At 42.9% G+C, this 24699-nt stretch carries 18 protein-coding genes and 5 pseudogenes; 4 read left to right on the forward strand and 19 right to left on the reverse strand.

Going from position 1 to position 24699, the window contains the following annotated elements; all coding sequences use genetic code 11:
* Window positions 1–2: 2 nt before the first annotated feature.
* The 8 genes and pseudogenes from pknB to PROCOU_RS03630 all read right to left on the reverse strand — a co-directional run bounded on the left by pknB (window position 3) and on the right by PROCOU_RS03630 (window position 10167).
* Window positions 3–1960 (reverse strand): annotated as a pseudogene (gene pknB, locus PROCOU_RS03595) (Stk1 family PASTA domain-containing Ser/Thr kinase).
* Window positions 1957–2715, reverse strand: coding sequence for a Stp1/IreP family PP2C-type Ser/Thr phosphatase (locus tag PROCOU_RS03600; RefSeq protein WP_036069710.1), 759 nt, complete (start codon window positions 2713–2715; stop codon window positions 1957–1959). The pseudogene pknB and the gene PROCOU_RS03600 overlap by 4 nt, the downstream one beginning before the upstream one ends.
* Before the next feature lie 81 nt (window positions 2716–2796).
* Window positions 2797–4135 (reverse strand): annotated as a pseudogene (rsmB, locus tag PROCOU_RS03605) (16S rRNA (cytosine(967)-C(5))-methyltransferase RsmB).
* A complete protein-coding gene (gene fmt, locus PROCOU_RS03610; protein WP_036069712.1) occupies window positions 4132–5076 on the reverse strand; it encodes a methionyl-tRNA formyltransferase in 945 nt (314 codons plus the stop codon). Before fmt ends, rsmB begins: the two are co-directional and overlap by 4 nt.
* Before the next feature lie 12 nt (window positions 5077–5088).
* The gene (gene priA, locus PROCOU_RS03615; RefSeq protein ID WP_036069713.1) at window positions 5089–7491 is read right to left on the reverse strand and encodes a primosomal protein N'; all 2403 of its coding nucleotides are present in this window, start codon (window positions 7489–7491) and stop codon (window positions 5089–5091) included.
* Window position 7492: 1 nt separating this feature from the next.
* Window positions 7493–8698, reverse strand: a complete 1206-nt coding sequence (gene coaBC, locus PROCOU_RS03620) for a bifunctional phosphopantothenoylcysteine decarboxylase/phosphopantothenate--cysteine ligase CoaBC (RefSeq protein ID WP_036069714.1) — start codon at window positions 8696–8698, stop codon at window positions 7493–7495.
* A 586-nt stretch (window positions 8699–9284) separates the two neighbouring features.
* Window positions 9285–9914 (reverse strand): nitroreductase family protein, encoded by a 630-nt coding sequence (locus tag PROCOU_RS03625; protein ID WP_036069716.1) that lies wholly within the window; start codon window positions 9912–9914, stop codon window positions 9285–9287.
* Window positions 9915–9918: 4 nt separating this feature from the next.
* Window positions 9919–10167, reverse strand: coding sequence for a putative quinol monooxygenase (locus PROCOU_RS03630; protein ID WP_159101182.1), 249 nt, complete (start codon window positions 10165–10167; stop codon window positions 9919–9921).
* A 157-nt stretch (window positions 10168–10324) separates the two neighbouring features.
* Here PROCOU_RS03630 and PROCOU_RS17025 point away from each other — a divergent pair.
* A pseudogene (locus tag PROCOU_RS17025) lies at window positions 10325–10588 on the forward strand (ArsR/SmtB family transcription factor); the annotation flags it as partial.
* A 79-nt stretch (window positions 10589–10667) separates the two neighbouring features.
* On the opposite strand, the gene rpoZ reads toward PROCOU_RS17025, so the two are convergent.
* Genes rpoZ through PROCOU_RS03645 form a run of 3 tightly spaced genes read right to left on the reverse strand, consistent with a single transcriptional unit; the run spans window position 10668 to window position 12404 of the window.
* Window positions 10668–10868 carry a DNA-directed RNA polymerase subunit omega gene (rpoZ, locus tag PROCOU_RS03635; RefSeq protein WP_036064566.1) on the reverse strand — a complete coding sequence of 67 codons (201 nt, stop codon included), beginning with the start codon at window positions 10866–10868 and terminating at the stop codon, window positions 10668–10670.
* A complete protein-coding gene (gmk, locus tag PROCOU_RS03640; protein WP_036069717.1) occupies window positions 10869–11486 on the reverse strand; it encodes a guanylate kinase in 618 nt (205 codons plus the stop codon).
* A gap of 42 nt (window positions 11487–11528) precedes the next feature.
* A complete protein-coding gene (locus PROCOU_RS03645) occupies window positions 11529–12404 on the reverse strand; it encodes a YicC/YloC family endoribonuclease (protein ID WP_036069718.1) in 876 nt (291 codons plus the stop codon).
* Window positions 12405–12521: 117 nt separating this feature from the next.
* Between PROCOU_RS03645 and PROCOU_RS03650 the strand changes: the two genes are divergently transcribed.
* Together PROCOU_RS03650 and PROCOU_RS03655 are read left to right on the forward strand one after the other, a co-directional pair.
* Entirely contained in the window at window positions 12522–12959 is a 438-nt protein-coding gene (locus tag PROCOU_RS03650; RefSeq protein ID WP_036069720.1) for a hypothetical protein, read from the forward strand.
* Between the two features lie 24 nt (window positions 12960–12983).
* Window positions 12984–14684, forward strand: a complete 1701-nt coding sequence (locus tag PROCOU_RS03655; protein ID WP_036069722.1) for an Rqc2 family fibronectin-binding protein — start codon at window positions 12984–12986, stop codon at window positions 14682–14684.
* Between the two features lie 41 nt (window positions 14685–14725).
* On the opposite strand, the gene PROCOU_RS03660 is transcribed toward PROCOU_RS03655, so the two are convergent.
* The 8 genes and pseudogenes from PROCOU_RS03660 to PROCOU_RS03695 all read right to left on the reverse strand — a co-directional run bounded on the left by PROCOU_RS03660 (window position 14726) and on the right by PROCOU_RS03695 (window position 23329).
* Entirely contained in the window at window positions 14726–14986 is a 261-nt protein-coding gene (locus PROCOU_RS03660) for a TfoX/Sxy family DNA transformation protein (RefSeq protein WP_036069723.1), read from the reverse strand.
* Window positions 14987–15102: 116 nt separating this feature from the next.
* The gene (locus PROCOU_RS03665; RefSeq protein WP_036069724.1) at window positions 15103–16800 is read right to left on the reverse strand and encodes a phospho-sugar mutase; all 1698 of its coding nucleotides are present in this window, start codon (window positions 16798–16800) and stop codon (window positions 15103–15105) included.
* Window positions 16797–17864 carry a BtaManbiosPhlase gene (locus tag PROCOU_RS03670; protein WP_036069726.1) on the reverse strand — a complete coding sequence of 356 codons (1068 nt, stop codon included), beginning with the start codon at window positions 17862–17864 and terminating at the stop codon, window positions 16797–16799. The genes PROCOU_RS03665 and PROCOU_RS03670 overlap by 4 nt, the downstream gene beginning before the upstream one ends.
* Before the next feature lie 14 nt (window positions 17865–17878).
* Entirely contained in the window at window positions 17879–18802 is a 924-nt protein-coding gene (locus PROCOU_RS03675; protein WP_077913314.1) for a DUF1861 family protein, read from the reverse strand.
* An 11-nt stretch (window positions 18803–18813) separates the two neighbouring features.
* Window positions 18814–20337 carry an alpha-amylase family glycosyl hydrolase gene (locus PROCOU_RS03680; protein ID WP_376700400.1) on the reverse strand — a complete coding sequence of 508 codons (1524 nt, stop codon included), beginning with the start codon at window positions 20335–20337 and terminating at the stop codon, window positions 18814–18816.
* A gap of 15 nt (window positions 20338–20352) precedes the next feature.
* Window positions 20353–21186 carry a carbohydrate ABC transporter permease gene (locus PROCOU_RS03685; protein ID WP_036069728.1) on the reverse strand — a complete coding sequence of 278 codons (834 nt, stop codon included), beginning with the start codon at window positions 21184–21186 and terminating at the stop codon, window positions 20353–20355.
* Window positions 21173–22052, reverse strand: a pseudogene (locus tag PROCOU_RS03690) (carbohydrate ABC transporter permease). Before PROCOU_RS03690 ends, PROCOU_RS03685 begins: the two are co-directional and overlap by 14 nt.
* Entirely contained in the window at window positions 22049–23329 is a 1281-nt protein-coding gene (locus PROCOU_RS03695; protein WP_051994180.1) for an ABC transporter substrate-binding protein, read from the reverse strand. The pseudogene PROCOU_RS03690 and the gene PROCOU_RS03695 overlap by 4 nt, the downstream one beginning before the upstream one ends.
* Window positions 23330–23617: 288 nt before the next feature.
* On the opposite strand from PROCOU_RS03695, the pseudogene PROCOU_RS03700 reads away from it, so the two are divergent.
* A pseudogene (locus PROCOU_RS03700) lies at window positions 23618–24623 on the forward strand (LacI family DNA-binding transcriptional regulator).
* Window positions 24624–24699: the final 76 nt, after the last annotated feature.

Raw genomic sequence — 24699 nt, forward strand, 5'->3', positions numbered from 1 at the left:
TCTTATGAATTTGGATAATCAATCGTTTCTTCCAAAATGACGGTATTATCGCGAACGACTTTATACCCGCCTTGTGTGCCTTCTTCAATCTCAAAAGTAAGTGTTTCCGCTGTGTCTTTTGTGATATCCATTTCTTTATAGGCCTTCGTCATACTGTTGTTTTTGTCTTGAATGTATATTTGGATATGCTGTGGTACAGGCGGTGTTGCTGTAGGATCTTCTGGCTCATACTGAATATTAATCGTCCGTCTGACCGTTTTCACTTCTTTTTCTTTCGGGCCTTTACTCATCACAACCGTCACTTTGTCACCTTTATTTAGTGAAGCACCTGCTTCTGGTTTTTGTGAAATGACTTGGCCAGCGCCGACTGTATCGGAATATTCTTCGCTACTAACGGAAATTTCGATACCATTTGAACTCGCGTAGTCATCTAAACCGACTTGGTTAAATCCAGATAGATCTTTTAATGTCAACGGTTGCGCGCCTTTACTTACGACAAAAGAAATTTCAGTATCAGCTGCCACCACTTCCGTTCCTGATGATGGATCTTGTGAAATAATCACACCAGAATCAACGGAATCGCTATATTCTTCAGTGTAACTTACTTTTTTATATCCTTGCTGTTCTAAAACTTGTTTCACCGTGTCATATGTTTTGCCTGTATAATCTTCTACTGTGATTTTTTTTCGCACCAATGCTCACATATAAATTAACAGTGGCACCCTTTTCTTCACTCATTCCAATTTCAGGATCAGTCTCAATGATTTTCCCTTCGTCCACCTTATCGCTGTTCTTTTCAAAGGTTTCCCCGACAACGAAGCCAGCATCTTGGAGTTTTTGCACGGCGGTTTCTCTCGTGTCATTCGCCACATTGGGAATTTTGACAGTGGCTGGTGGTCGACCCATAAGCCAAAGGGCAACGATGATAATCGCGAATAGAGCAATGATTCCTGCAATAATCCAGATTTTCTTTTTATTGCTTTTTTTTCTTCTGTGGCTCTGCGGGTGCTTCCTCTTTTTCAGCAGCACTGACCATTGTATTATCCAGGTTCTGCATCGCATTTTTTGTCGCGATAATCGGTATCGTTTTTGTTTCACCATCATCCACCGGAAATACGTATTTGGCTTCATTACGTCGTTCGGAATCTAATGCCGTTTTTAAGTCCGCTTTCATTTCCTCCGCGGTTTGATATCGTAAAAAAGGATCTTTAGCTGTCGCGCGAATCACAATATTTTCTAGACTTTGTGGGACTTCTGGGTTTTGCTCACGAATCGATGGTATACTTGCTTGCAAATGCTTAATTGCAATCGAAACAGGTGATTCGCCATCATGCGGGACTTTCCCAACGAGTAATTCGTAAAGGACAATTCCAAGTGAGTAAATATCTGATTTTTGTGTCGCCATTCCGCCACGTGCTTGTTCCGGTGATAAATAATGCACGGAGCCAAGCAGTGAATTCGTTTGTGTAATTGATGTTTCGGAAAGCGCCATCGCAATACCGAAATCTGTAATTTTAACAGCACCATCATGGTCAATTAATATATTTTGTGGCTTTAAATCACGATGGACGATATGTGCACTGTGGGCTACCGCAACGGCTGAAACAATTTGAAGCATGATATCCACAGCTTTTTCGAATGGAATTGGGTTATTTTCATGAATGTATTGTTTTAAATCCATTCCATCTACGTATTCCATTACGATGTAGTGAAGATCGTTCTCCTCGCCTACATCGTAAATGCTAACAATGTTCGGATGCACCAAGCTTGTCGCTGATTGTGCTTCTCGCTGAAAACGGCGTATCAAATTGCTTTCATCTGCTAAATCGATGCGTAACACTTTGACAGCTACTTTGCGGTCCAAAATCATGTCATGTGCAAGAAAAACATTGGCCATTCCGCCGCCACCGATTGCGCTGACAACTTTGTAACGGTCATTTATTCGCTTGCCGATCATCATGATACATCCCTACCTTTCTCCCTTAAATTCCGTTCTAAAAGCAACACCGTGATGTTATCTTCCCCACCATTTGCATTTGCTTTTGTTATGAAAATGTCCGCTTTTTCTGCAAGCGTTCGTTTACTTGTTAGTACTGCTTCTATTTCTTGTTCAGTCAACATGTTTGATAAACCGTCGGAGCAAAGCAGTAGCTGATCTTTTGGCTGAAATGGCAAAATAAAGACATCTGTCTCGACATTCCCTTCTATTCCCAACGCTCGCAGTAAAATATTTTTGCGTGGATGATTCTCCGCGTCTTCTTTCGTAATTTCCCCTTTACGAAGCAATTCATTGACGAGCGAATGGTCTTCGGTAAGCTGTTCTAGCACACCGTTTTTCAGTAGATAACCACGACTATCCCCAACGTTCGCTACAATGATTTGACTGTTTGAAAAAATCGCTGCAACAAGCGTTGTCCCCATCCCTTTTAGCGTTGAATCTTGTTTGGCATGAGCCAATATTTGCTCGTTCACCGCTTGAATTGCCTCGCGGAACCACGAATCAATCTCTGTTGCGGACTTCAAATCGGTCACATTTTTCCAACTATCGCTAAGAAGTCTGACAGCCATTTCACTCGCGACATCACCCGCTTGGTGCCCCCCCATTCCATCTGCGACAATAACGAGCGGGATGCCCAGTTGATTCTCAAAAATACCACCGTTATCCTCATTATGATTTCTGATTCTTCCACGGTCTGTTCTAAATTCTGCATGCATACTTGCCTACACCTCACATTGCCGGGAAAACGTTCGAAATTTCTCAAACGCAACAAATGCAAAAATTCGTCTTCCCATTGCTTATTTGTTCGTTATTTTTCGGAATGCGGCGATAAAGAAACCGTCACTTCCGATGTCTGTTGGTACTAATTCCAGATAACCTTCCTGTACAAACGGAAGCATCTTTTCAGGCACATGTACTTGTTCTAAATGAAATTCCGGATGATTCGAAAGGAAGTTCGCTACAACACCACGATTTTCCACTTGATCAATCGTACAGGTGCTATATATTAATATACCATTTTCTTTTAGTAATGCGCCAACCTCAGCTAAAATTGCTTGCTGAATCCGTGCCAAATTTTCGATATCTGACTCAGTCTTGCTATATTTAATGTCTGGTTTTCGGCGCAAAACACCGAATCCTGAACAAGGGGCATCTACTAAAATACGGTCAAAACTCTCTGGTGCAAATAGTTCACTTGCTTTTCTGGCATCTAAAACTTCCGTTGTAACATTCGTCAAATCAAGGCGCTTAGCTGCTTTATTTACTAATTTTGTTTTATGTGGGTGGATATCAAGCGCGATAATTTCACCGGTGTTATGCATTTTTTCAGCAATATGTGTTGTTTTTCCACCTGGCGCCGAACACGCGTCAAGTACGCGCAAACCATCTTCTAGTTGTAAAGCATGCGCAACAAGCATCGAACTCTCATCTTGAATCGTGCAACGACCATTATGATAAGCTTGCGTATCAGCAATCGATCCCCGTTCCATCATGAGCGCTTCTGGAATATAGGCGTTTTGCTCTGTTTCAATACCTTGTGCGGAAAGTTCCTCTTGTAGCTCGGCGACAGTCACTTTGTTCTCATTCACACGAATACTTTGCGACGGCGACTCTAAAAAGGATAGGCCAATTTCACGCGTTTTGGCAGTGCCAAACTGCGCAATCCAGCGTTTTACGAGCCATGTTGGCAAGCTGGTCTCCACTGCGATTTTCGTTGTTTCATCACTGATATCCTCGATTTTTGGAACGCCATTACGAATGACATTCCGCAAAACGCCATTCACAAATTTTGTCACGCCATCGTGTCCACGTTCACGCGCAATTTCGCCCGCTTCGTGTAAAATCGCATGTTCTGGAATTTTATCGAGGAATTCCAATTGATATACCGATAGGCGCAATAAATTCAGCACCCAATTTTCCGGCGTCTTTCGTAAAAAAAGGCTCTAAATAAAAGTCTAGTGTAATGCGGCGTTGCGTTGTTCCGTAGACGAGCTCCGTCAAAAGCGCGCGGTCCATTTGGTTTAAATTACTATTTTTAAGCGCATCATTAATTAGTAGATGGCTGAATGACTGATTATTTTCGATTTTTTCAATTAAGTCGAGCGCAATTTCGCGGACTGTTTCTGGTTTTTTCATATGTCACCAAACCTTGTTTCTAAGTTTAGATGTTGCCCGGCTCCCGCCATATAATTAGCAACAGCCATTTTTTGCTTTCCTGCTGGTTGCACGATTTCAGGCACGATAATCGTTTTATCACCCGTTGCAATCGCAAAATCATGTTTGGTCGTGCGAACAACTTGTCCGGCTGGCGCTTGTTGCTCGCTTTCTTCGATATGCGCCTGCCAAATTTTAAAAGGATTTCCAGCAAGTGTTGTATAGGCAACAGGCCACGGCGAAAGCCCGCGAATCTGGTTGAAAATTACGCGACCATCACGCGTCCAATCAATTTTTTCCTGTTCCCGCTTAATATTCGGCGCGAATGTGACCAAGCTTGCATCTTGTGGTTCCGGCATCAACTTTCCAGCCAAAAGGTCCGGCAACGTATCCATTAGAAGCGAGGCACCAACCGCGCTTAGCTTCTCAAACATCGTTCCCACGTTATCCTCATCCGTAATCGGAATGCTACGACGCGCCAACATATCACCAGCATCTAGTTGCTCGACCATATACATGATGGTCACACCCGTCTCCGTCTTGCCATCCAGAATCGCATAATGCACCGGCGCACCACCACGATACTCCGGTAAAAGAGATGCATGCACGTTGATACAACCATGTTTCGGCGCGTCTAGTAACGCATTCGGCAAAATCTGCCCATATGCCGCGGTTACAATCAAATCCGCACCAAGTCCGATTAATTCATCCAATTCCGACGAACTCCGCAACTTCTCTGGTTGGTAAACTGGAATTCCCCTCGCAACCGCAGCCTCCTTCACTGGTGGTGGCGTCAAAACACGCTTACGTCCCACCGCGCGATCCGGTTGCGTAACGACCGCAATCACCTCATATTCATTCGCCACTTGCTCTAAAACAGGTACTGAAAAAGCTGGCGTACCCATAAAAATTATTTTTGTCATCCTCATTCTCCTTTACATCATCACAAACGGCTGCACATCCATTGTTATTGTCAACCCTTTAACCTGTTCTTTTTGGTAATGCAGTAAAATATTTTTTAGTTCCGCCTTTAATTCCGGCTCAACTTTGTATTTAATAATGCATTGATAGCGATACTTATTTTTAATTCGCGCAATCGAGCTCGGCACCGGCCCTAAAATAATCGCATCCGGCCCCAACTTTCCTTGCAAAAATTGCGTAATTTCTTGAATCGTCCGTACCGCTTTCATCTCGTCCTCATCGCTTACATTAATCAGCGTTAAATAATAAAATGGCGGATACGAGCCAATTTTACGAACCCGCATCTCATGGTTATAAAAGCCAATATAGTCATGCATCTTTGCAAACTGAATACTATAATGCTCTGGATTGTAGCTCTGCACAATTACCTCGCCCGTCAACTGATGCCGGCCTGCGCGACCACTCACCTGTGTCAACAATTGGAACGTTTTCTCTGACGCCCTAAAATCAGGCAAATTCAGCATCGTATCCGCATTCAACACCCCAACGAGCGTAATATCCGGGAAATCTAGGCCTTTTGCAATCATCTGTGTCCCTAGCAACACATCTGCTTCCTTATTCCGAAACTGATTTAGCAACTTCTCATGCGAACCTTTTTTCGTTGTCGTATCCACATCCATTCGAATGACACGCGCTTCTGGTATTAATTTCGTTAAACTTTCTTGCACCTTTTGCGTTCCTGTCCCAAAATATCGAATCTGCTCACTTTCACAACTCGGACAATGATGCGGTACGCCTTCCTGATAGCCACAATAATGGCACTTCATCTGATTATGCGCCTGATGGAAAGTTAGCGAAATACTACAATTCGGACATTCCACCACATAGCCACAATCCCGACACATCACAAATGACGAGTAGCCACGCCGATTAAGAAGCAACACAACCTGCTCCTTTTTCGCTAGCCGATCCTTGATTTTTTCCAACAACACTTGTGAAAATTCCGTCCGGTTCTCATTGCGTAATTCCTCACTCATGTCAACCACTTCAACCTCTGGAAGTGCCGTATCATTCACACGCGTAGGTAATTCCAGTAACGTATACCGCTTCTTTCCAGCCCTTGCAAACGACTCCAAAGAAGGTGTTGCACTACCAAGCACAACCGGGCAACCGTATCGTCTCGCTCGCTCAATCGCCACATCTCGCGCATGATACCGTGGATTATCCTCTTGCTTATAGCTCGTTTCGTGCTCCTCATCAATAATAATAATACCAAGATTCAAAAATGGTGCAAAAACCGCAGAGCGTGCCCCGACAACAACCTTAGCCTTCCCCTGCTCAATTTTGCGCCATTCATCATACTTTTCACCGGCTGAGAGGGCACTATGAAGCACCGCAACAAGCCTGCCAAAGCGGCGTTTAAAACGCTCAACCATCTGCGGTGTCAATGAAATTTCCGGCACGAGCACAATCGCCTCTTTTCCAGCCGCAAGCACCGCCTCAATCGACTGCAAATAGATTTCCGTTTTTCCGCTTCCAGTCACACCATGCAACAAGAACGTTTCCTGATTACCTGCAACAGCTGAGTTCACAATAGCATCCCGAGCCGCCTGTTGATCCGGCAACAACGGCAACGGAGTACTCGGCTTAAAATCATGATGTTCATACGGATCTCGCGACACATGCTGATCGGTTATTTCAATCAAACCAAGCCCCGCAACCTTCTGAATTGTTGCATCGGTCGTCTGCACTTTCTCCCGTAGCGCCTTCATCGAAATATATTCCTCATCAAACACTTGAAAAAATTGTAAAACTTTCAGCTGCGCCTTAGCACTTTTAGAGAGTCCTGAAATCGCGTCCTCGAACTGCTGAACAGACGCGATTGGCTTAACTACACGCATTGTTTTTTTCGTCACCTTATTTTTCACTTGGTAGACCAATTCGACAATGCCCTCTTTCATCCACTTTTGAAGCGTTGGTAAGGCTCCCAGCTGCTCCGCCCGTTTCCAATCCATCGTTTCATATCCTTCAAAAAGACGCTCTGCCTCATCATTCGCAGTATCCAGCAACCAAAAATACTTCTCATATTTTGCACGTAAAGCCGCCGGTAACATCGCCTGGTACGCCGTAATCCGGTAAGCTAACGTTTCCTGCGCCATCCAATCACCAAGCTCCAAAAGTTCCTCATTCAAAACCGGTGCCAAATCCATCATTTCCCGAATCTCTTTTAATTTTGTGAAATCACTCGTGTCCGATGTTCCAACGACAAATCCCTGTAGCGCCCGATTCCCAAAAGGTACCGAAACGCGCATCCCAGGACAAATAATGCCTTGCCAAGCATCGGGAATGAGATAATCAAACGGGCGATCAACCTGCATCGCTGGCACATCCACAATCACTTGAGCTACTTTTGCCATCTTACTTTTCCTCCAACAAACGCGCTGCCTGTTCGATAATTTCGCGCGCTACCTCTTGTTTAGACAATAACGGAAAAACTTTCTCCGTGTCTTCCTGCCCATAAAAAGTCACCTGATTCGTATCCACGCCAAAACCTGCACCAATTTGCGCCACATTATTCGCCACAATCAAATCCGCATTTTTCGCATGCAGTTTTTTCAGCGCGTTCTCTTTCACATTTTGCGTCTCCGCAGCGAAACCAATCACGACCTGCTCCGCCTTCTTATTCTGACCAATTTCCGCCAAAATATCCTTCGTGCGCACCATCTCGATTACGTAATCGCCCGGTTGCTTCTTAATTTTGTGCTCATGAATCACTTTTGGCGTATAATCAGCAACCGCAGCGCTCATTACAAAAACATCCGCCGAACCCTGATGTTGCATAACTTCCTCGTACATTTCCTGCGCCGTTTCAATATAAACCGCCTGAACGCCATGTGGCACCGCAAGTTTCGTAGACGATGTCACCAATACAACATCCGCACCATATCTCGCAGCTACTTCCGCGATTGCAAAGCCCATTTTTCCTGTTGAATGATTCGTAAAATAACGCACCGGGTCCAATTTTTCCATCGTTGCACCGGCCGTCACCACAACCTTCCGACCAGTAAGCAATGTATTTCTCTCCGCAAAAAAGCTCGTCAAATGCCCAACAATCCGTTCCGGTTCCTCCAAACGGCCACGCCCAACGTATCCACAAGCCAAATAACCCTCGCTCGGCTCGATAAAACGAACCCCATCCGCGTACAACTGATTAATATTCCGCACTACAGCTGGATGCGCAATCATGTGCACATTCATCGCTGGCGCTACCCAAATCGGCGCCTCCGTCGCAAGCAGCGTCGTTGTTACCATATCATCCGCAATCCCATTCGCCAGCTTCCCAATCACGTTCGCCGTCGCCGGTGCCACAATCACAAGATCTGCCCAATCCGCAAGATCAATATGCGCCACTACACGTGAGTCCTTCTCATCAAACGTATCCGTATACACATCATGTCGCGATAAAACCTGAAACGAAAGTGTCGGCACAAACTCCTGCGCACTTTTCGTCATCATCACCTTCACATTCGCGCCCGCCTGCGTTAATTTACTCGTAAGCGCCACAGCTTTATAAACAGCGATTCCACCAGAAACCGCGAGTAAGATATTTTTTCCATCTAACATCTAGGTCACCTCTTTCACCTTCCCGTTAATTATACCGTTTTAGCGCGGGAAAAAACAGTGTTGGAGGTTAGAAAGGTGAAGAAAAAGCTAGAAATCAGATTTTTTGTCTGATTCCTAGCTTACTAATCAAGGTACTGCTCTAAAATTGTATAACACACCTAGTTTGATTTCGATTTTATTACCTAACTTTCGATTCACTGAAATCATACACCCTAGTGAACACTTGATACAGACGTAAAGATGTTCCTATACTCTTATACTCTATTCATTTTAGCCATTATACGCAAAATAAGCTGGACTTACGAATTCCCATTTTTCCAGGTAAGACGTACATCCTGCTTTAAACAAATCGAGCGCAAGCCTAGAAGAACCGCTTGATTGTTCTCCCTTCCTATTCTAAGCATCCTGAAAGAACGCCTATTCACGATGCTCATAGGCATTTTGGGGCTTCGCGTATTCGAACAGCCGATGGTGGATTACATGCTCGCTTTGCTCTCATGCATATTGGGGCTGTAACTCTTTTTATTCGAACAGCCCCAACAATACGAGCGCTTGTCGCCGATTTATCAGTCATATAATCCAGACTTTATTTCCAAAATACAGTATCATCTGTACTCAAACGATACGATCCATATCCCGAATCCTTCGCTTTCCCAATTGACACAATCATCACCGGCACATAACGTTTAATATCCATATCGAATGCTTCGGCAACTTCACGTCTCTCAAATCCACCAATCGGATTCGTATCATAGCCATAAGCTCGAGCCACTAGCATCAACTGCATCGCAACGAGACTACCGTCAATCAACGCCACCCTTTCCAATTCCTCACGTGGCGAATTCGCGTAATAAGGTGTCAAAGCAGCCATTTGCTTCTCTTTCACATCTGCCGGCATCAACCCTTGCTCTACCGCACTACTAAAAATTTTCTCCCCATTTTCAAAACTGTCCATGTCACCAAAAATCACAATCATAGCTGACGATGAATCATTTTGTTGCGTATTAAATCGCACGAGCGGACGCAATTTCTCTTTCTCTTCTGGGCTTTCCACCACAACAAAACGCCACGGCTGCATGTTCACTGATGATGGTGCACGCATTGCATCAGTTAGTATCTGCTCCATCTCTTCTCTACTAATTTTCACCGAGTCATCGTATGTACGAATCGAACGTCGGTTTTTGATAATATCTTCAAAATCATTATTTTTATACATGGTATTACTTCCTTTCTAGCGTACTAAGTACTTGAATAGTCGGTGGCGCACTCAACATGCTGCCAACACCTGTTTGGAACGCTTGAAAATGCTTGCTTTTATTATGGGCATCAATCGCAGCTAAATCTTCCCACTGCTCGATCATATAAAACTCAGTCGTATTCTCAACGGCACACGTCAACTTGTAGCTAATATTGCCTGATTCCGCACGCGACGCCTCAATCAATGGCTCTACTTCTTTTAAAAAAAGCAACAATCTTATCTTCCTGGACTTCCAATTTCGCTTGAATAACTAGCATTTGTTCGCCCTTCTTCCTCTGATTATATAGTTCGATTTTTTTCGAACTATAAAACTCTACCATAACATTTTTTTTATAGGCAACTAATATGTAATATGCTATGATACTTTTATGAAAAATAATAATCTGAATACAGAAAAATTGTTAGTCTTATTCCAAGCTTTAGGTGATCCAATTCGCCTAGATATTTTCCGTTGCTTGCTTCAAAAAGGCGAACAACGTGTAACGAGCAATACATACGATGTTTCCAAATCTACGATGTCTCACCATATTAAACTACTAAAGGAGGCCAATTTAGTCGCCGTTCGAAAACAAGGCACAACGCATGTTTATTCACCTAATCAAGACTTACTCGAAAAATATCCTGACTTCTTTTCAGTTTTCAAAAAATTTAAATGCAGAAAAATAGGAGCACAAATCCAAAATATGATTTGCGCTCCTGTTTTCTATACTATTACTTGTCTTTCCCCATAACCAAGTTCCCTGCATAAATCTCTTCTAACGCTTTTCCTACCGCTTTGTGCGATTTGAAATCATCCATTGTACCTGGGTCGTGGTCTTTTTGCATTTGACGGGCACGACGCGCAGCCACGGTTACTAGTGAGTATTTTGAGTCAATAACTAACAACAAATTATCAATTGATGGATATAACATCTATTCCAACTCCTCTAACATTTTTTCATATTTATGAATGACGCGCTCTGTTTTTAAGTGCTCGGTCTGAACAATCCCCTTAATTTTTTGAACGGCATTATCTACTATATCATTAACAACGGCATAATCATAGGCGTTCATCATCTCAATTTCGCGACGCGCTTCGTTCATGCGCTCTTCGACAACATCCATTGACTCTGTACCCCGCCCTATAATGCGGTTTTTCAGCTCACTCAAATCTGGCGGTGTTAGGAAAATAAATATTCCTTCTGGCATCGCCTCACGTACCTGTAACGCGCCTTGAACTTCAATTTCTAGAAAAACATCTTTTCCAGCTACCAAAATTTCTTCTACATAATCAAGCGGCGTTCCGTAATAGTTACCGACATACTGTGCGTATTCCAGCATCTTACCATCTGCAATCGCCTGCTCAAATTGTTCTTTCGTGCGGAAATAATAATCCACACCATCCACTTCGCCCGCGCGCGCTTGGCGCGTTGTCATCGAAATAGAATATTCAAATGAAGTTGTTGGGTCATCAAAAACTGCTTTTCTAACCGTCCCTTTTCCAACTCCAGAAGGACCAGATAAAACGATGAGAAGTCCTCGATCTGTCATGTTTGCGTTCCTCTTTTCTAAAATATCATACTGCTTGAAAAATTATTCCACATTCTGGATTTGCTCACGCATTTTTTCAAGTGTCGTCTTTAATTCTACCACACGATTCGTAATTTCTAAATGGCTAGCTTTTGATCCAATCGTATTTATTTCACGATTCATCTCCTGAATAAGAAAATCAAGCTTGCGTCCAATCGGTTCTTCCAGTAAAAGAATGTGCGAAAATTGCTTCACGTGACTTCCCAAGCGTTCAAGTTCTTCATTGATATCTGATTTTTCAAGTAGAATCGCAATTTCAGAAAGGACAAGTGCTTTGTCAAAATCTTCGCCGACATAACTGATTAAGCGATTTTCGAGTCGTTCACGATATGTCGCTTCCATTTCAGGAACAAACGCTTGTATCTCGTTTAATAGTTTCTCTGTCGTCTCCAAATGATGTTTGAAATGAAGCGCCAGCTCGTTGCCTTCTGTCGCCCGCATGTCGTCCAGCCTTTTTGCAGCGGCGGTTGTTGCGCCTATGAGTAATTCCTCTAACTCTGAATCCGGTTCGTTGCTCTCCACAATTTCTAAAAAGCGCGGATCAAGCAAGAGTTCCTGAATATTTAGCGCATCCTCCATCTGGTAACGCTGTGTTGCTTGGCGCATAAAGCGAATATACTCATCCGCCAAATCCCAGTTGATGACCAATTTTTCTTTCGTCGCTCTATTTCCTTCTACTGTAATCGCGCATTCCACACGGCCACGCTTTACCTGTTCTGCGATGCTCTTTTTTAACTTCGCTTCCAAATAGGCAAACACACGTGGCATCCGAAAAACAACTTCCAAATAGCGGTGATTAACAGCTTTCAATTCTACGGTTACTTTGAAATTCTCCGATTGCTTCCCTGCTCGCCCGAACCCAGTCATACTTTTTACCATTTCGATCAGCCTCTCGCATTCTAATTTCACCACCTTATTATAACATAAAAGCAAGAATATAAGGCAAGTCTCGCCCTTCTTATGGTACAATAAAAGAAAAAAGGAGAGATTGGCAACATGAAAAAGAATGTCTTAGTTTTCAGTATTGTGCTAGTTGCTTTTATTGCACTAGCTTTTGTATTACGATTAGTGATTTCCCCACCAAAAGAGGATTTTATTATTAATGTAGATAATTACAGTGGAGCTGCATCATCTGAAATAACGCTTACGAATGGTGGAAAAGTTGTTGCTACAATTCCTGCACTAAAAAATGAAACATCAAAAGAGATTAAAGTAGCACCATTTGACGTGAAGCCAGGTGGTTTTACGATGAGTTACGTTGACAAAAATGGGAAAAAGCATGATGAGCTTCAGTTTGATGTAACTGCAACAACGTCTACGATGAACAGTACACTCTATGTAGGTATCACAGATGTAGATGATGATGGCACTATGAATATTGACTATACTTATTCTTCCTCGAATGGCGAAGAGACTTCTAGTCAAACTAATTAAAATTTTTGAGGGAATGAATGAAATATGGCATTTGATACAATGTTTTTAAAAGCAATGACCGAAGAATTGACCGAGCAGTGCGAAACTGGGCGGATTATGAAGATACACCAACCGTTTGCGCATGAATTAGTGTTATATGTGCGCAAAAACCGGGAAAATCAGCGCATCTTGATTTCGGCGCACCCGAGTTATGCGCGTATTCAGATTACGAAAGAAACGATGGAAAACCCTGCGCAGCCACCGATGTTTTGTATGTTATTGCGGAAGTATATGGAGGGCGCAATTATTGAATCCATTCGCCAAGTTGCAAATGATCGTATTTTGATTTTTGGAATTCGCGGGAAAGATGAGATTGGCGAAACGCGTTTTTGTGATCTGTATGTGGAAATTATGGGGCGCCATAGCAATATTGTGCTCGTGGATCGGGAGAAAGAAACCATTGTGGACTGCATTAAACATGTTTCACCGGCTTTTAATAGTTACCGGACACTTTTACCAGGCGCTCCTTATATTCTGCCACCGAGTTCGGATAAATTGAATCCTTGGACGGCGAGTGAGGAAGATTTGTTGGCGAAATTGGATTTCAATGCTGGTAAAATGTCGAAGCAAATCGTTTCGATTGTTGCTGGATTCAGCCCCTTGCTTGCGAACGAAGTAGTTGCGCGGGCTGGATTGGTGAATCGGGATACGTTGCCGCAAGCCTTTTTTAGTGTTATGAAAGATTGTGCAAAACCAGCGGAACCTGTTTTATTTACAAAGAACGACAAAGAAGATTTTTATTTCATGCAACTTGCAGATACGGAAGTGACAGCTGAATCAGATTCGCTTGGGGCTTTGTTGGATCGGTTCTATGGTGGAAAGGCAACGCGCGATCGGGTGCATCAAATTGCGCACGATTTGGAACGATTGCTTGCGAATGAGATTGACCGCGACCGTTTGAAAATGGAAAAACTAGAGCAAACGCTTGTGGATACGGAACGCGCGGATGAGTTTCGGATTTTCGGTGAGTTGCTGACGGCGAACCTGCATTTGGTCTCTCGCGGTATGACAGAGATTGAAGTGCAAAATTTTTATGATGAGAACATGAGAACGGTGAAAATCCCGCTTGATATTCGGAAATCGCCGCCTCAAAATGCTCAGTTTTTGTTTAATAAATATCAAAAGTTGAAGAAAGCTGTGAAATTTGTCGAGGAACAGATGCGCTTGACGGAGCAGGAAATTGCCTATTTGGAAACGGTGCAGCAACAATTAGAAGATGCGTCGCCTGAGGACGTTCAGGAAATCCGGATGGAACTCGCAGAACAAGGATACATCAAGTATAAACAGAAAAAAGGCAGCAGAAAGCCGAATCAGAATCCAACGCTTGAAAAGTATACGTCGAGCACTGGATTACCCATCCTAGTTGGGAAAAATAATAAGCAAAATGATTATTTAACGAATAAAGTAGCGCGAAATACCGACTTATGGTTCCATGTAAAGGATTTGCCGGGGTCACATGTTGTGATTCAAGATGCGAATCCCGATGAGACATCAATCACGGAAGCTGCGATGATTGCGGCATTCTTTTCCAAGGCGCGACTCTCAGGCTCCGTTCCCGTGGATGCGACGCTGATTAAGCACGTGAAAAAGCCAAGTGGTGCGAAGCCAGGTTATGTGACGTATGATAATCAGACGACTTATTTTGTGACGCCTGCTGAGGAATTAGTTAAAGAATTGCGAAGTTAGATGTTAAAGATGGTTGGCATTCTTGCCAACCATCTTTGTCGCTACCTAGCTTTCACGCGTTGATACAACTGTCTTAACTCTGCTCGTTTTTGATCTGTTAATTCATTTTTAGGGATACCCTGAATGGCACTTTCTAAAGCATATAGGAAATGCAGACAAGCATCATCGTCTACTAAATCTTTAACAAGCAAATAAGCTTTTTCTGTACCTATGGCTTGCAACTCTTCCGCTGACTTTATGCCCACAGAATGCAGTTTTTCTTCATTGATTGTCCCGAGATTTTTCATATCAGATATTTTCATGTCCGTTACCTCCAAAACTACTAATGAATCTAATATTTGCTTTAATAAACCGCATCATAACATCTCCTTAAAAAAATAGTTTGTATCTTTGAACAATAGTATAGCACTACAAAGGCTTACAGTTCTATATTTTCAATCTCTACTAAAACTTGTTTTTCAAGGTTTTGCAAACGCCCTCTTGCTTCTTTCGCTGTGTCTCCGGCGCAACTAAAATAAATTTTGCATTTTGGTTCGGTTCCTGATGGGCGAATACAGAACCATGAGCCGTCTGCCAAGTGGAATTTTAGAACATCTGATTTTGGTAGTGTTATTTTTTGAGTTGTATCTGTTTGATAATTAGTTTGTACACCGGTTTGGTAATCTTCTTTACTGGTGATGCCATCGATTGTTTTCTTGCGCATTGTTTGCATGATTGCTTGGATGCGTGCGATTCCTTCTTCGCCTTTTGCAGTGATAGTATGCAGAGATTCTTCATGATAGCCGAATTCGTTGTAGATTGTTTGCAAGCCTTCGTATAATGTTTTGCCTTGTAATTGGAAAGCTAACGCGACTTCCGCTGTTAAAAGAGCTGCTTGGATAGCGTCTTTATCGCGGACGAATGGTTCAACAAGGTAGCCATAGCTTTCTTCATAGCCAAAAAGGAATGTTGCTTCACCTGATTTTTCCCATTCTGCGATTTTTTCACCGATAAACTTGAATCCAGTTAGCGTATTATAGATTTTCACGCCATATTTCTGAGCAATTTTTTCACCTAGATTGCTGGTCACGATGGTTTTGATGAGCGCGCTGTTTGCTGGTATCTTCTTCTCGGTGACTAGATAATGTAGTAATAAAGCGCCCAACTGATTACCTGTCAAAATTTGATATGTGCCTTGTTCATTTTTTACAGCAACGCCGATTCGGTCAGCATCTGGATCTGTCGCCATCAAAATATCGGCATTATCGCTTGCTTCGATTGCCATCCTGAACGCGGCATGATCTTCTGGGTTTGGCGATGTAACAGTCGGAAAAGCGCCATCTGGAATTGACTGCTCTGCGACAACGCTGACATTGGTGAAACCTGCTTGCGCCAAGCTTTGCGTCACAAGTGGTCCTCCCGTCCCGTGAAGTGCTGTATAAACAATTTTCAACTTGTTACCGTGCATTTTTGTCAATTCTTTATTTTGCGTCACAGCACGAACTTGTTCTAAATAAGCTATGTCCGCTTCGTCGCCGATTTGAACGAGTAACCCAGTTTTAATCAGCGCAGCCTCCTCCACTACTGGAATTGCGAACAAATCAGAAATACGCTTCAAATAAGCTGTTATTCTATCCGCAACGTCCAACGTAATCTGGCATCCATCTGCACCGTAAACCTTGAAGCCGTTGTATTCTGCTGGATTATGGCTCGCCGTAATAACGATACCTGCTGCAGTGCCCCATTTGCGAACCATGAACGACAACTCTGGGGTTGGGCGTAACGTGTCGGATAAATAGACTTTGATTCCAGCTGCGCCAAGAACGCGTGCTGCTTCTAACGCAAATTCCGCTGAAAAATGACGTGAATCATAAGCAATTGCCACGCCATCCGCTTGACACCCTTGTTCTACAATATGTGCCGCGACACCACTTGCGACCCAACGAATCATGTACTTATTTATCCGGTTCGTGCCACAACCAATCTCCCCGCGCATGCCGCCAGTACCAAATGCCAAATAGCGATAAAAATGCTCTCGTTTCATTTTTTCGTCAGATAATTCCGTCATCTCATGTTGAAGCGCCACATCGTCCTTCGACGCCACGCTCCATTTTTGCCAATTTACTTGCCAAGTCATCGGCTTTCATCCTCTAATTGTTGCAGAATTCCTGCCAAGCTCATCTCACAACAAGCCATCGATGTATCCGCGACACCGTAGTACATTTTGACAACATCGCCTTCTACAATCGTACCGCAACCAAAAACAACATCGCCAAAAAAGCCGTTTTTCTCGTAATCCGCTTCTGGTTCTAAAATTGGTGTTTCTGTACGTGCTAGAACTTTCATTGGATTATCTAAATCAAGTAGGACCGCTCCCATACAATAGCGATGTTCTTTCGTCGCGCCATGATACAGCTCTAGCCAGCCTTTTTCGGTTTTAATTGGCACGGCACCACCACCGATTCGGCCGCTATCCCAATAACCTTCGCGAACGCCAAGCAAGTGTCTGTGATCGCCCCAACTATGCAAATCTGGCGAAGACGCAATCCAAATATCCAAATTTCCGATACTTTTCAAGCTTGGGCGGTGCAATGCATAATATTTTCCATTCACTTTTTCTGGAAAAATTAATACATCTTTATTCTCCGGCGCAAAAATATTTCCTTCGTATTCATAGCTCACAAAGTCCTTCGTCGAAATCATCGCGTCCGCAACGCCCATCTCTGAAACAGCACTGAAATTCACATAGTAAACATCATCAATCTGCGTCACACGTGCATCCTCAATACCAAACGTTTGATATTCATTAAATGGATACAAAAACGGTTTTTCATCAATAGTAAAGTTGTGTCCATCCTTGCTTCGTGCAATCCTGATATACGAAAGCGACGTCAAATATGTGAAACCTTCCAGCTTATTTTTTTCACGAATCATCCGTGGATCTTCAAAATCATACGTTGGATCATCTAGTCGAAACTCCAAAATATCCAATTCTTTTGTTTCCATATTAAAAATTGGCGCCTTAATAATATTTGGGTCCTCACTAATTGGTTTCTCTGCCACGCGTAAAAGCAATAAAGTTTCCCCTTGATATTCAGCAACACCTGCGTTAAACGCTCCCAAGACTTCAAAATCGGGACGGTGCGGCTTCACGTCCGCCGGTGTAATTAACGGATTTTCCTCATAACGATAAATATTCATAATTCTTAATCTCCCTATCCTTCAAATTTCATAAATGGATCGCGAATCGTTCGTTTTTGCGCATCCGCGTCGCTTATTCCTACGTATAAATCAGCTGTTCCAGACACATTTCGAATCAGGCCTCCACTAAAAACAACATCTTTCAAATCGGCTCGCTTCGTTGGTCCTACTAGAAAGTCTGCACGTTCTGCGATAATTTCCATCGGCACAACTATCGCTCCCGTTTTCGGATCGATTACGCAAATCGCCGCATAGTAATGCCGATCACCAGCCGCATCAAAATTCGCAATATGGCTGAGCACTCCTAGATTGCCATTTTTCAAAAGATGCATTTCGTTGGCTCCACCCCATTCTTCATCCGCAAAATGTGGTTCGAGTAGCGGTGCATCCTCAATCAAAACCACCGTCAAATCCGCCAATTTTTCAATCAAGCAAAAACCGATTTTGCCACGCCCACCTTTTTCACCTTGCGGCCTTGTCAAAACAACAATCTCACCACTCGGCAACTGCTTCAAGCGCAAATCCTTCATCCCAACCGGGCCTTCAAAAAAGAGCGTCAAATCGGCAATGTCTTTACCTCGATATAAACAAGTCCGCCACGCTAATTTTTCAGGATCATCCTTACTTGGAAATACTTCCACACCACCGATCATCAAATCCCCATCGATGCGCGTCACAAATGGATCTTGTAGCGCTAATTTAGGCATATTCGCAAGTAATACCCACGTCAAATCTTGTTTTTCAAAAAAGCCGATTTCTGCCATTTCGCTGTCCCGTGACTCCATTCGTCCAGCAATCACTTCTTTGCCATCCACAACAAACGGCGCCGAAATATTGTACACATCCTTATCACCCGCACCAACAAAATTCAAGCGCTCCACTTTTGCAGGCTCATTTCCTGCCCGATATTCCTTCAATAAAATTGCAATATCTTTCATCATAAACTCCTTCACATCTTAAAAATAACCGCTCCAAACGCTGGCAATTCAATCTTATCAACGTTCACAACCAAATCCTTATTCGCCAAAACAAGCGTCACGTTCCCCCACTTGTTCTCCATCTCACGTGCTGCCCCAAAATTAAGACAAACGAGATACTCGCCACGAACATACGTCAACAACTCTCCATCCACCTCAAAATCACGATATCCTGGCTTGCAAAAATCAATTGTTTTTCTAAGTGAAATCAATGTTTTATAAAATGCAAACATTCGCTGTCCACGCGCAAAATCAGGCGTCACTTCCCCAATCCAAGCCTGCGCTTTATCCGAGAAACCTTCTGGCCAAGTCATCAGTGACCTCGCTTTATCCCGCGTCTTACCTTGCGCTATAGCCAATGCTTCACACTCCGACTTACCATCCTCCAAAGCCAGCTCGTACGCATAAAATCCCTGTACATCACGCATTTCATTCATCGACTCCGGTACAAAATCCACCATCCCAATCTCCTCACCAAAATACACAAACGGAACACCATGCGCCGTCAACATCAGCATCGCCAGCAACTGTGCTACATCTTCACGCTCGTCCGCCAACCGATTCCACGAACGACTCATATCATGGCTCCCAAAAAACAACGTTGGCATCCGACCATCCGCATACACCTGCTGCATCCGAGCAAACTCCGCCACAATCCCATCACGATTGGCGACACTGCCAAAATTAAAATTAAACGTCACATCCAGTCCGCCAGGCCCAGCATACCGCTCAATTTCCGTCAAATTATCCGAACTAATCTCGCCCACCGTGAAATAATCCCCACGCGCCCGAATCCGTTCGCCAATCTCCGCCATTTTCGCCGTCATGCCCGACTGATCCTTATCATACAGATGTTGCTGCTCGCCATCCACCACAGGATTATCCAAAAAGTCCCGCGTCAACGTCAAATTATTAATCACATCCAGCCGGAAACCGTCCAATCCCTTATCCAACCAGAAATCAAATACCTTCCAAATCTCGCGCTCCACATCAGGGTTGGCCCAATTCAAATCCACCTGCTCTTTTGCAAAGCTGTGATAATAATATTGCTCCGTAACCGCGTCCCATTCCCAAGCCGAACCTCCGAAAAATGATTCCCAATTATTCGGCACATCCTTCCACACGAACCAATCACGCTTCGCATCATCCCGCGAACGCCGGGCTTCCTTAAACCACGCGTGCTCTGTCGACACATGATTCACGACCATATCCGCGATCACCCGAATCCCATATCGATGTGCCTCAGCGACAAACGCCTCCAAATCCGCCATCGTTCCATAATCCGGATCAACTGCATAATAATCACTTACATCATAGCCATTATCCACTTTTGGAGACGGGTAAAACGGCGTCAACCAAACCCCACCGACACCAAGCTCAGCCAAATAAGGCACTTTTGCAAGTAAGCCTTTAAAGTCGCCAATCCCGTCCCCATTACCATCCTTAAATGACGGCATATAAATCTCATAAAAAACTGTTTCCTGCCACCATTTCAACATTGTCTAAACTCCTTACTTTAATGTAAACTGCATACCCTCTTGGAATTTTTTCGAGAAGAATAAGAACAGAATAATGAGCGGTAACGTCAACACAACGGATGCTGCATACATCGGACCCGGGTACGTTGCATAAGGTCCAAACATTTGCGAAATCAACACGTTAAGCGTCACTGTTGCATCACTTTTCGTTACAATTAAATCCCATAGCAGATTCGTCCAGCGATCCGTAAACAAGAACAAGAAAATAACCGTACTAATCGATTTCGACATTGGCAAAACAACACGGAACAAAATTTTCAAATCGCTTGCCCCATCCAATTTCGCCGCCTCAATCAACGTATCTGGAATCGCCTTGAAAAAGTTCGTATACATAAAAATCGCCCACATACTCATCATTGTTGGAATAATCATCCCAGCATACGTATCAAGCAGCCCAACATTCGTCACCATCAAAAATTGTGGAATCAATAAAATAATCGCTGGGAAAAACATTTGGAATAAAATCACGTTATTCACGAACACTTTCCCTTTAAATTTCACTTTTGCAAGTGCATAGCCGACCATAATCGCAAATAATAGCATGAGTCCTGTTGCAATCGTCGCTACAATAATGGTGTTAATAAATGCGTGAATCCAAGGCGCCGGGGCCGCGACCGTTGCATTTCCAAACAACCAGCTCCAAGATCGTGTTGTGAATGCCGTCGGAATAATTTTTCGATCCACTTGATCCCATGCTGCAAACGAGTTGAGTACGAGATAAATAAACGGATAAATCATGACTAACAAAATCAAGGTGGTTAATGTATAACGAATCGTCATACCCCACTTACTTTTACGACCAACCATTTCTCTCGCCCCATTTCTCTAGTCCTTTTTTAATAACACCAATCGATGCAAACGTTACAACCGCTGCCACTAGCGAAATCGCCGAGGCATAACCTGACTTCAAATTAACAAACGCTTGATTATAAATCTCCATTTGCCACGTATTCGTCGCAAAATTCGGCCCTCCGCCAGTTAGTTGGTAAACCTCTGTGAATATACCGAAACTCACGCCTACTGCCAACACGATTACTGTGAAGAGTGCGGGATACATCATCGGTACAGTCACTTTCCAGAAAGTACGGAATCTGCCGGACCCATCCATTGCAGCAGCCTCATAGATTTCTTCGTTAATACTAGATAATCCTGATATCAAAATCAGTGCGTAATACCCAGACATTTTCCAAGCAATCATCAGAGAAATAACGAATAGCGATGTCATCGGCGTTCCCAGCCAATCAATATTTAGGCCAAAATGGTCACGCAAAAATATATTTAGCGGACTGTTATAAGATAGCAAACCTTTCACGATTAAAGACGTAACAACGCCTGATGAAAGATAAGGTAGAAAAAAAAGCAACTAAGTAAAGCCCTTTAAATCTTGGTAGCCCGTTCACAAGTACTGCGACGACCATCGACATAATAATCGCGAGTGGTACGAAAACAATCAAGAACTTGTATGTTACCCAAAAAGAGGCTTTCACCGCTGGGCTCGCAATCGCCTTTGTGAAATTATCAAGACCGACAAAATTAATTTCTGGACTCATCATATTCCAATCGGTAACAGAAAGCCAAATCGCCCAAACAAGCGGAATTAGAAAGAAGATGATGGTAAAGATAACATAGGGGCTGGTGAACGACCAGCCCAATTTATTGTTTAGCTTCTTCATTTCTGAAGCACCTCATCCTCAGCTTTCTTCATATCGTTCCAAGCTTTTGCAGGTTTTTTCTCACCGCGAACGACTGGGTTCCATGCTTGCTCACCAATAATTTGTTGAATGTCATTGTAATCCGCATTATCCATCGCTGGAATTGCGTTTGGAACGTTTTCTGCATATACTTTTAGCGCTGGATTTTCTTTGAAGAATTCTGTGAATATCGCGTTTTCTGTCGCATCATCACGCGCCGGAATTAAGTTCGTTGTTTCTAGGAATTTCAAGTCGTTTTTATCGTTACTGTAAACGAAATCAAGAAATTTAACTGCTGCTTGTTTCTCAGCATCTGTTGCTTGCGCGTAGAAGACAATTCCTTTTGCATCTGAGTATGTGTTTACATTCGCTTCCTCTTTTAGTGCATCCGGAACCGGTGGCGTGCTAACTGTGTAAGTTTCACCATTTTTTAGCTCTGGGAATTTCTCTGCCCAGTTTGGAAATGACCACGGACCAAGATCAGCCATAATGCTCGTTCCTGTTTCAAATGGATCTGTCGCTTGTCCTGCAAGTAATAGATCCTTTTTTTGTAATTCGGACATAAACGTTAGCAATCCTTTTCCAGCCTTATCATCTGCTACCAATTTGCCATCTTTTACAAACGGGTTACCTTTTGATGCAGCATTGTATAGTGGGAAGAAGTCGAACCAGCGCATCCAAGCAGTCGGATCTGCCAAATCTGCTTTTGCCCAAATAACTTTATCTGGATATTTTTCTTTTAGCTTTTTACCTGCTGCAAGTACCTCGCTATATGTCTTTGGCGTTTCATTTACACCAATTTCTTTCAAAATATCAGTACGCCATGCAAAAAGAATCGGGTTCGAGTAAACGGGGAACACGTATTGGTTACCATCCGAGAACTTCCAAGCGTCTAAACTATCTACCATTTTACGTTTTTCTGCTACTTCTTTCATACCATCGATTTTGTTAATTGGTACGATTGCTTTGCTGTCTGCCAATTGTGCTGCGAAACTACGATTTATATTTTCCGAAATAGTTGGTGCGGTTTTTGACGCAATAGCAGCTTGCACTGTTGCTTCGGAGGATGGACTTTCTTTCATTTGTGATACGTCTATTTTAATATCTGGATTTTCTTTCTCAAACGCTGTTGCCATTTCTCCCCAAAATTTCATTTGCGTTGGATTTGGTGCAGCCCAAAAAGTTACTTTTGTCTTGCCATCAGCCGACGCATCGTCTTTACTTCCCGAGCCACATCCCGCTAGCAAACTCCCTACCATTGCTACGGATAAAACAGAAAACACCACTTTTTTTTAATTTCATCTTCCATGTCCTCCTAGTTAGATCATAATTGTAATTTTGTAAGCGCTTGAATTACAATTACATTATTACATTACCATTTTGTAATGTCAACAATTACTTTCGTGTACCATTTAATAAATAGTGCTTTTATACGTATAAATAATCCGTTTACAATTACATTACAAATTACATTACTTTTCAATTGCTTTCTAGAACTAATACTCTTATAATGAAATGAGAGAAAGTCCCATCTAGGAGGAAAATGAATGAAAAAAGTCACGATGCAAGATATTGCTGATGCACTACATATTTCAAAAAACTCAGTATCACAAGCTTTAGGGAACAAAAATGGCGTCGGCGAACAAACAAAGCGACTCGTTTTGCAAAAAGCTGATGAAATGGGTTACCAATACAAAAAAGATGTGATTTATACGCCTACGGATAATCAATTTGCCCTTGTGGCAACAGAATTCGCTTTATCACAAAAAAGTTTTTTTTGGAGAGATTTGCCTAAGTTTGGAGCAAGAGATGACTGCTCGTGGTTTTTATTTATCGACACTCGCTGTCGGGCCAGAGGCGATTGCCTCAAACCTTTTGCCACGTGAATTAAAAGAGAAGAATTGGCGAGGTATTTTTATTTTATCGCACATTAGTGATGTTTTTGTGAAACAGATTTTGGCGTTAGATGTGCCGACAGTGATGATTGATCACCATGATCCTCATTTGCGAACGGATACGATTTTGTCACAGAATAAAGACGGTGCGTTCGTGGCTACAGAGCATTTGATAAAACTTGGACACGAGCGAATTGGGTTTGTTGGTGATGTTGATTTTTCACCGAGTTATGAGGAACGTTTTGAAGGATATTCTAAGGCGCTACGACATTATCAGTTACCAGTGAATTCAAATTATACGATTACAAGTATTAAAGAAGAGCAAGCAGCCTTATTTCAGGCACTGGAAGGCTTGAAAGAATTGCCAAGTGCGTGGTTTTGCGTGAACTCAGGGCTTGGATTTATTTTAAATTCATATTTTCAATCGAAGGGATTTGCGATTCCTGAACAGGTGTCGATTGTTTGTTTTGATAATACGGAGTTTGCGATATTAGCACAACCGCCTCTGACAACAATGTGTACTGATTTGCGATTTATGGGGAGAAAAGCCGTGGAAACAATGGAATGGCGCTTGCGAAATCCGAGTGCTCCGATGGTGAATATAGCGATTGGAACGGAGTTGATTTTGCGGGAGTCAGCAGGGGAATTTAGACATTAGTAGCTAACTAAAGCCAGAACAAAAAAATAAAACGCTACCTAGGACGATATATCCGTAGATAGCGTTTTATTTTGGC

Origin of the sequence: Listeria rocourtiae FSL F6-920 (genome assembly GCF_000525975.1) — a bacterium.
In the GTDB taxonomy this organism is placed as follows: domain Bacteria; phylum Bacillota; class Bacilli; order Lactobacillales; family Listeriaceae; genus Listeria_A; species Listeria_A rocourtiae.

What these genes read in the sequence shown, in the direction of transcription:
- PROCOU_RS03675 (WP_077913314.1), bottom strand. Translation starts at nt 18,802, where the DNA reads ATGAAAGATATTGCAATTTTATTGAAGGAATATCGGGCAGGAAATGAG.
- PROCOU_RS03600 (WP_036069710.1), bottom strand. Translation starts at nt 2,715, where the DNA reads ATGCATGCAGAATTTAGAACAGACCGTGGAAGAATCAGAAATCATAAT.
- PROCOU_RS03665 (WP_036069724.1), bottom strand. Translation starts at nt 16,800, where the DNA reads ATGACTTGGCAAGTAAATTGGCAAAAATGGAGCGTGGCGTCGAAGGAC.
- PROCOU_RS03625 (WP_036069716.1), bottom strand. Translation starts at nt 9,914, where the DNA reads ATGTATAAAAATAATGATTTTGAAGATATTATCAAAAACCGACGTTCG.
- PROCOU_RS03685 (WP_036069728.1), bottom strand. Translation starts at nt 21,186, where the DNA reads ATGGTTGGTCGTAAAAGTAAGTGGGGTATGACGATTCGTTATACATTA.
- gmk (WP_036069717.1), bottom strand. Translation starts at nt 11,486, where the DNA reads ATGACAGATCGAGGACTTCTCATCGTTTTATCTGGTCCTTCTGGAGTT.
- PROCOU_RS03695 (WP_051994180.1), bottom strand. Translation starts at nt 23,329, where the DNA reads ATGGTAGGGAGTTTGCTAGCGGGATGTGGCTCGGGAAGTAAAGACGAT.
- PROCOU_RS03655 (WP_036069722.1), top strand. Translation starts at nt 12,984, where the DNA reads ATGGCATTTGATACAATGTTTTTAAAAGCAATGACCGAAGAATTGACC.
- priA (WP_036069713.1), bottom strand. Translation starts at nt 7,491, where the DNA reads ATGGCAAAAGTAGCTCAAGTGATTGTGGATGTGCCAGCGATGCAGGTT.
- PROCOU_RS03670 (WP_036069726.1), bottom strand. Translation starts at nt 17,864, where the DNA reads ATGAATATTTATCGTTATGAGGAAAATCCGTTAATTACACCGGCGGAC.
- fmt (WP_036069712.1), bottom strand. Translation starts at nt 5,076, where the DNA reads ATGACAAAAATAATTTTTATGGGTACGCCAGCTTTTTCAGTACCTGTT.
- PROCOU_RS03645 (WP_036069718.1), bottom strand. Translation starts at nt 12,404, where the DNA reads ATGGTAAAAAGTATGACTGGGTTCGGGCGAGCAGGGAAGCAATCGGAG.
- rpoZ (WP_036064566.1), bottom strand. Translation starts at nt 10,868, where the DNA reads ATGTTATATCCATCAATTGATAATTTGTTGTTAGTTATTGACTCAAAA.
- PROCOU_RS03660 (WP_036069723.1), bottom strand. Translation starts at nt 14,986, where the DNA reads ATGAAAATATCTGATATGAAAAATCTCGGGACAATCAATGAAGAAAAA.
- PROCOU_RS03650 (WP_036069720.1), top strand. Translation starts at nt 12,522, where the DNA reads ATGAAAAAGAATGTCTTAGTTTTCAGTATTGTGCTAGTTGCTTTTATT.
- coaBC (WP_036069714.1), bottom strand. Translation starts at nt 8,698, where the DNA reads ATGTTAGATGGAAAAAATATCTTACTCGCGGTTTCTGGTGGAATCGCT.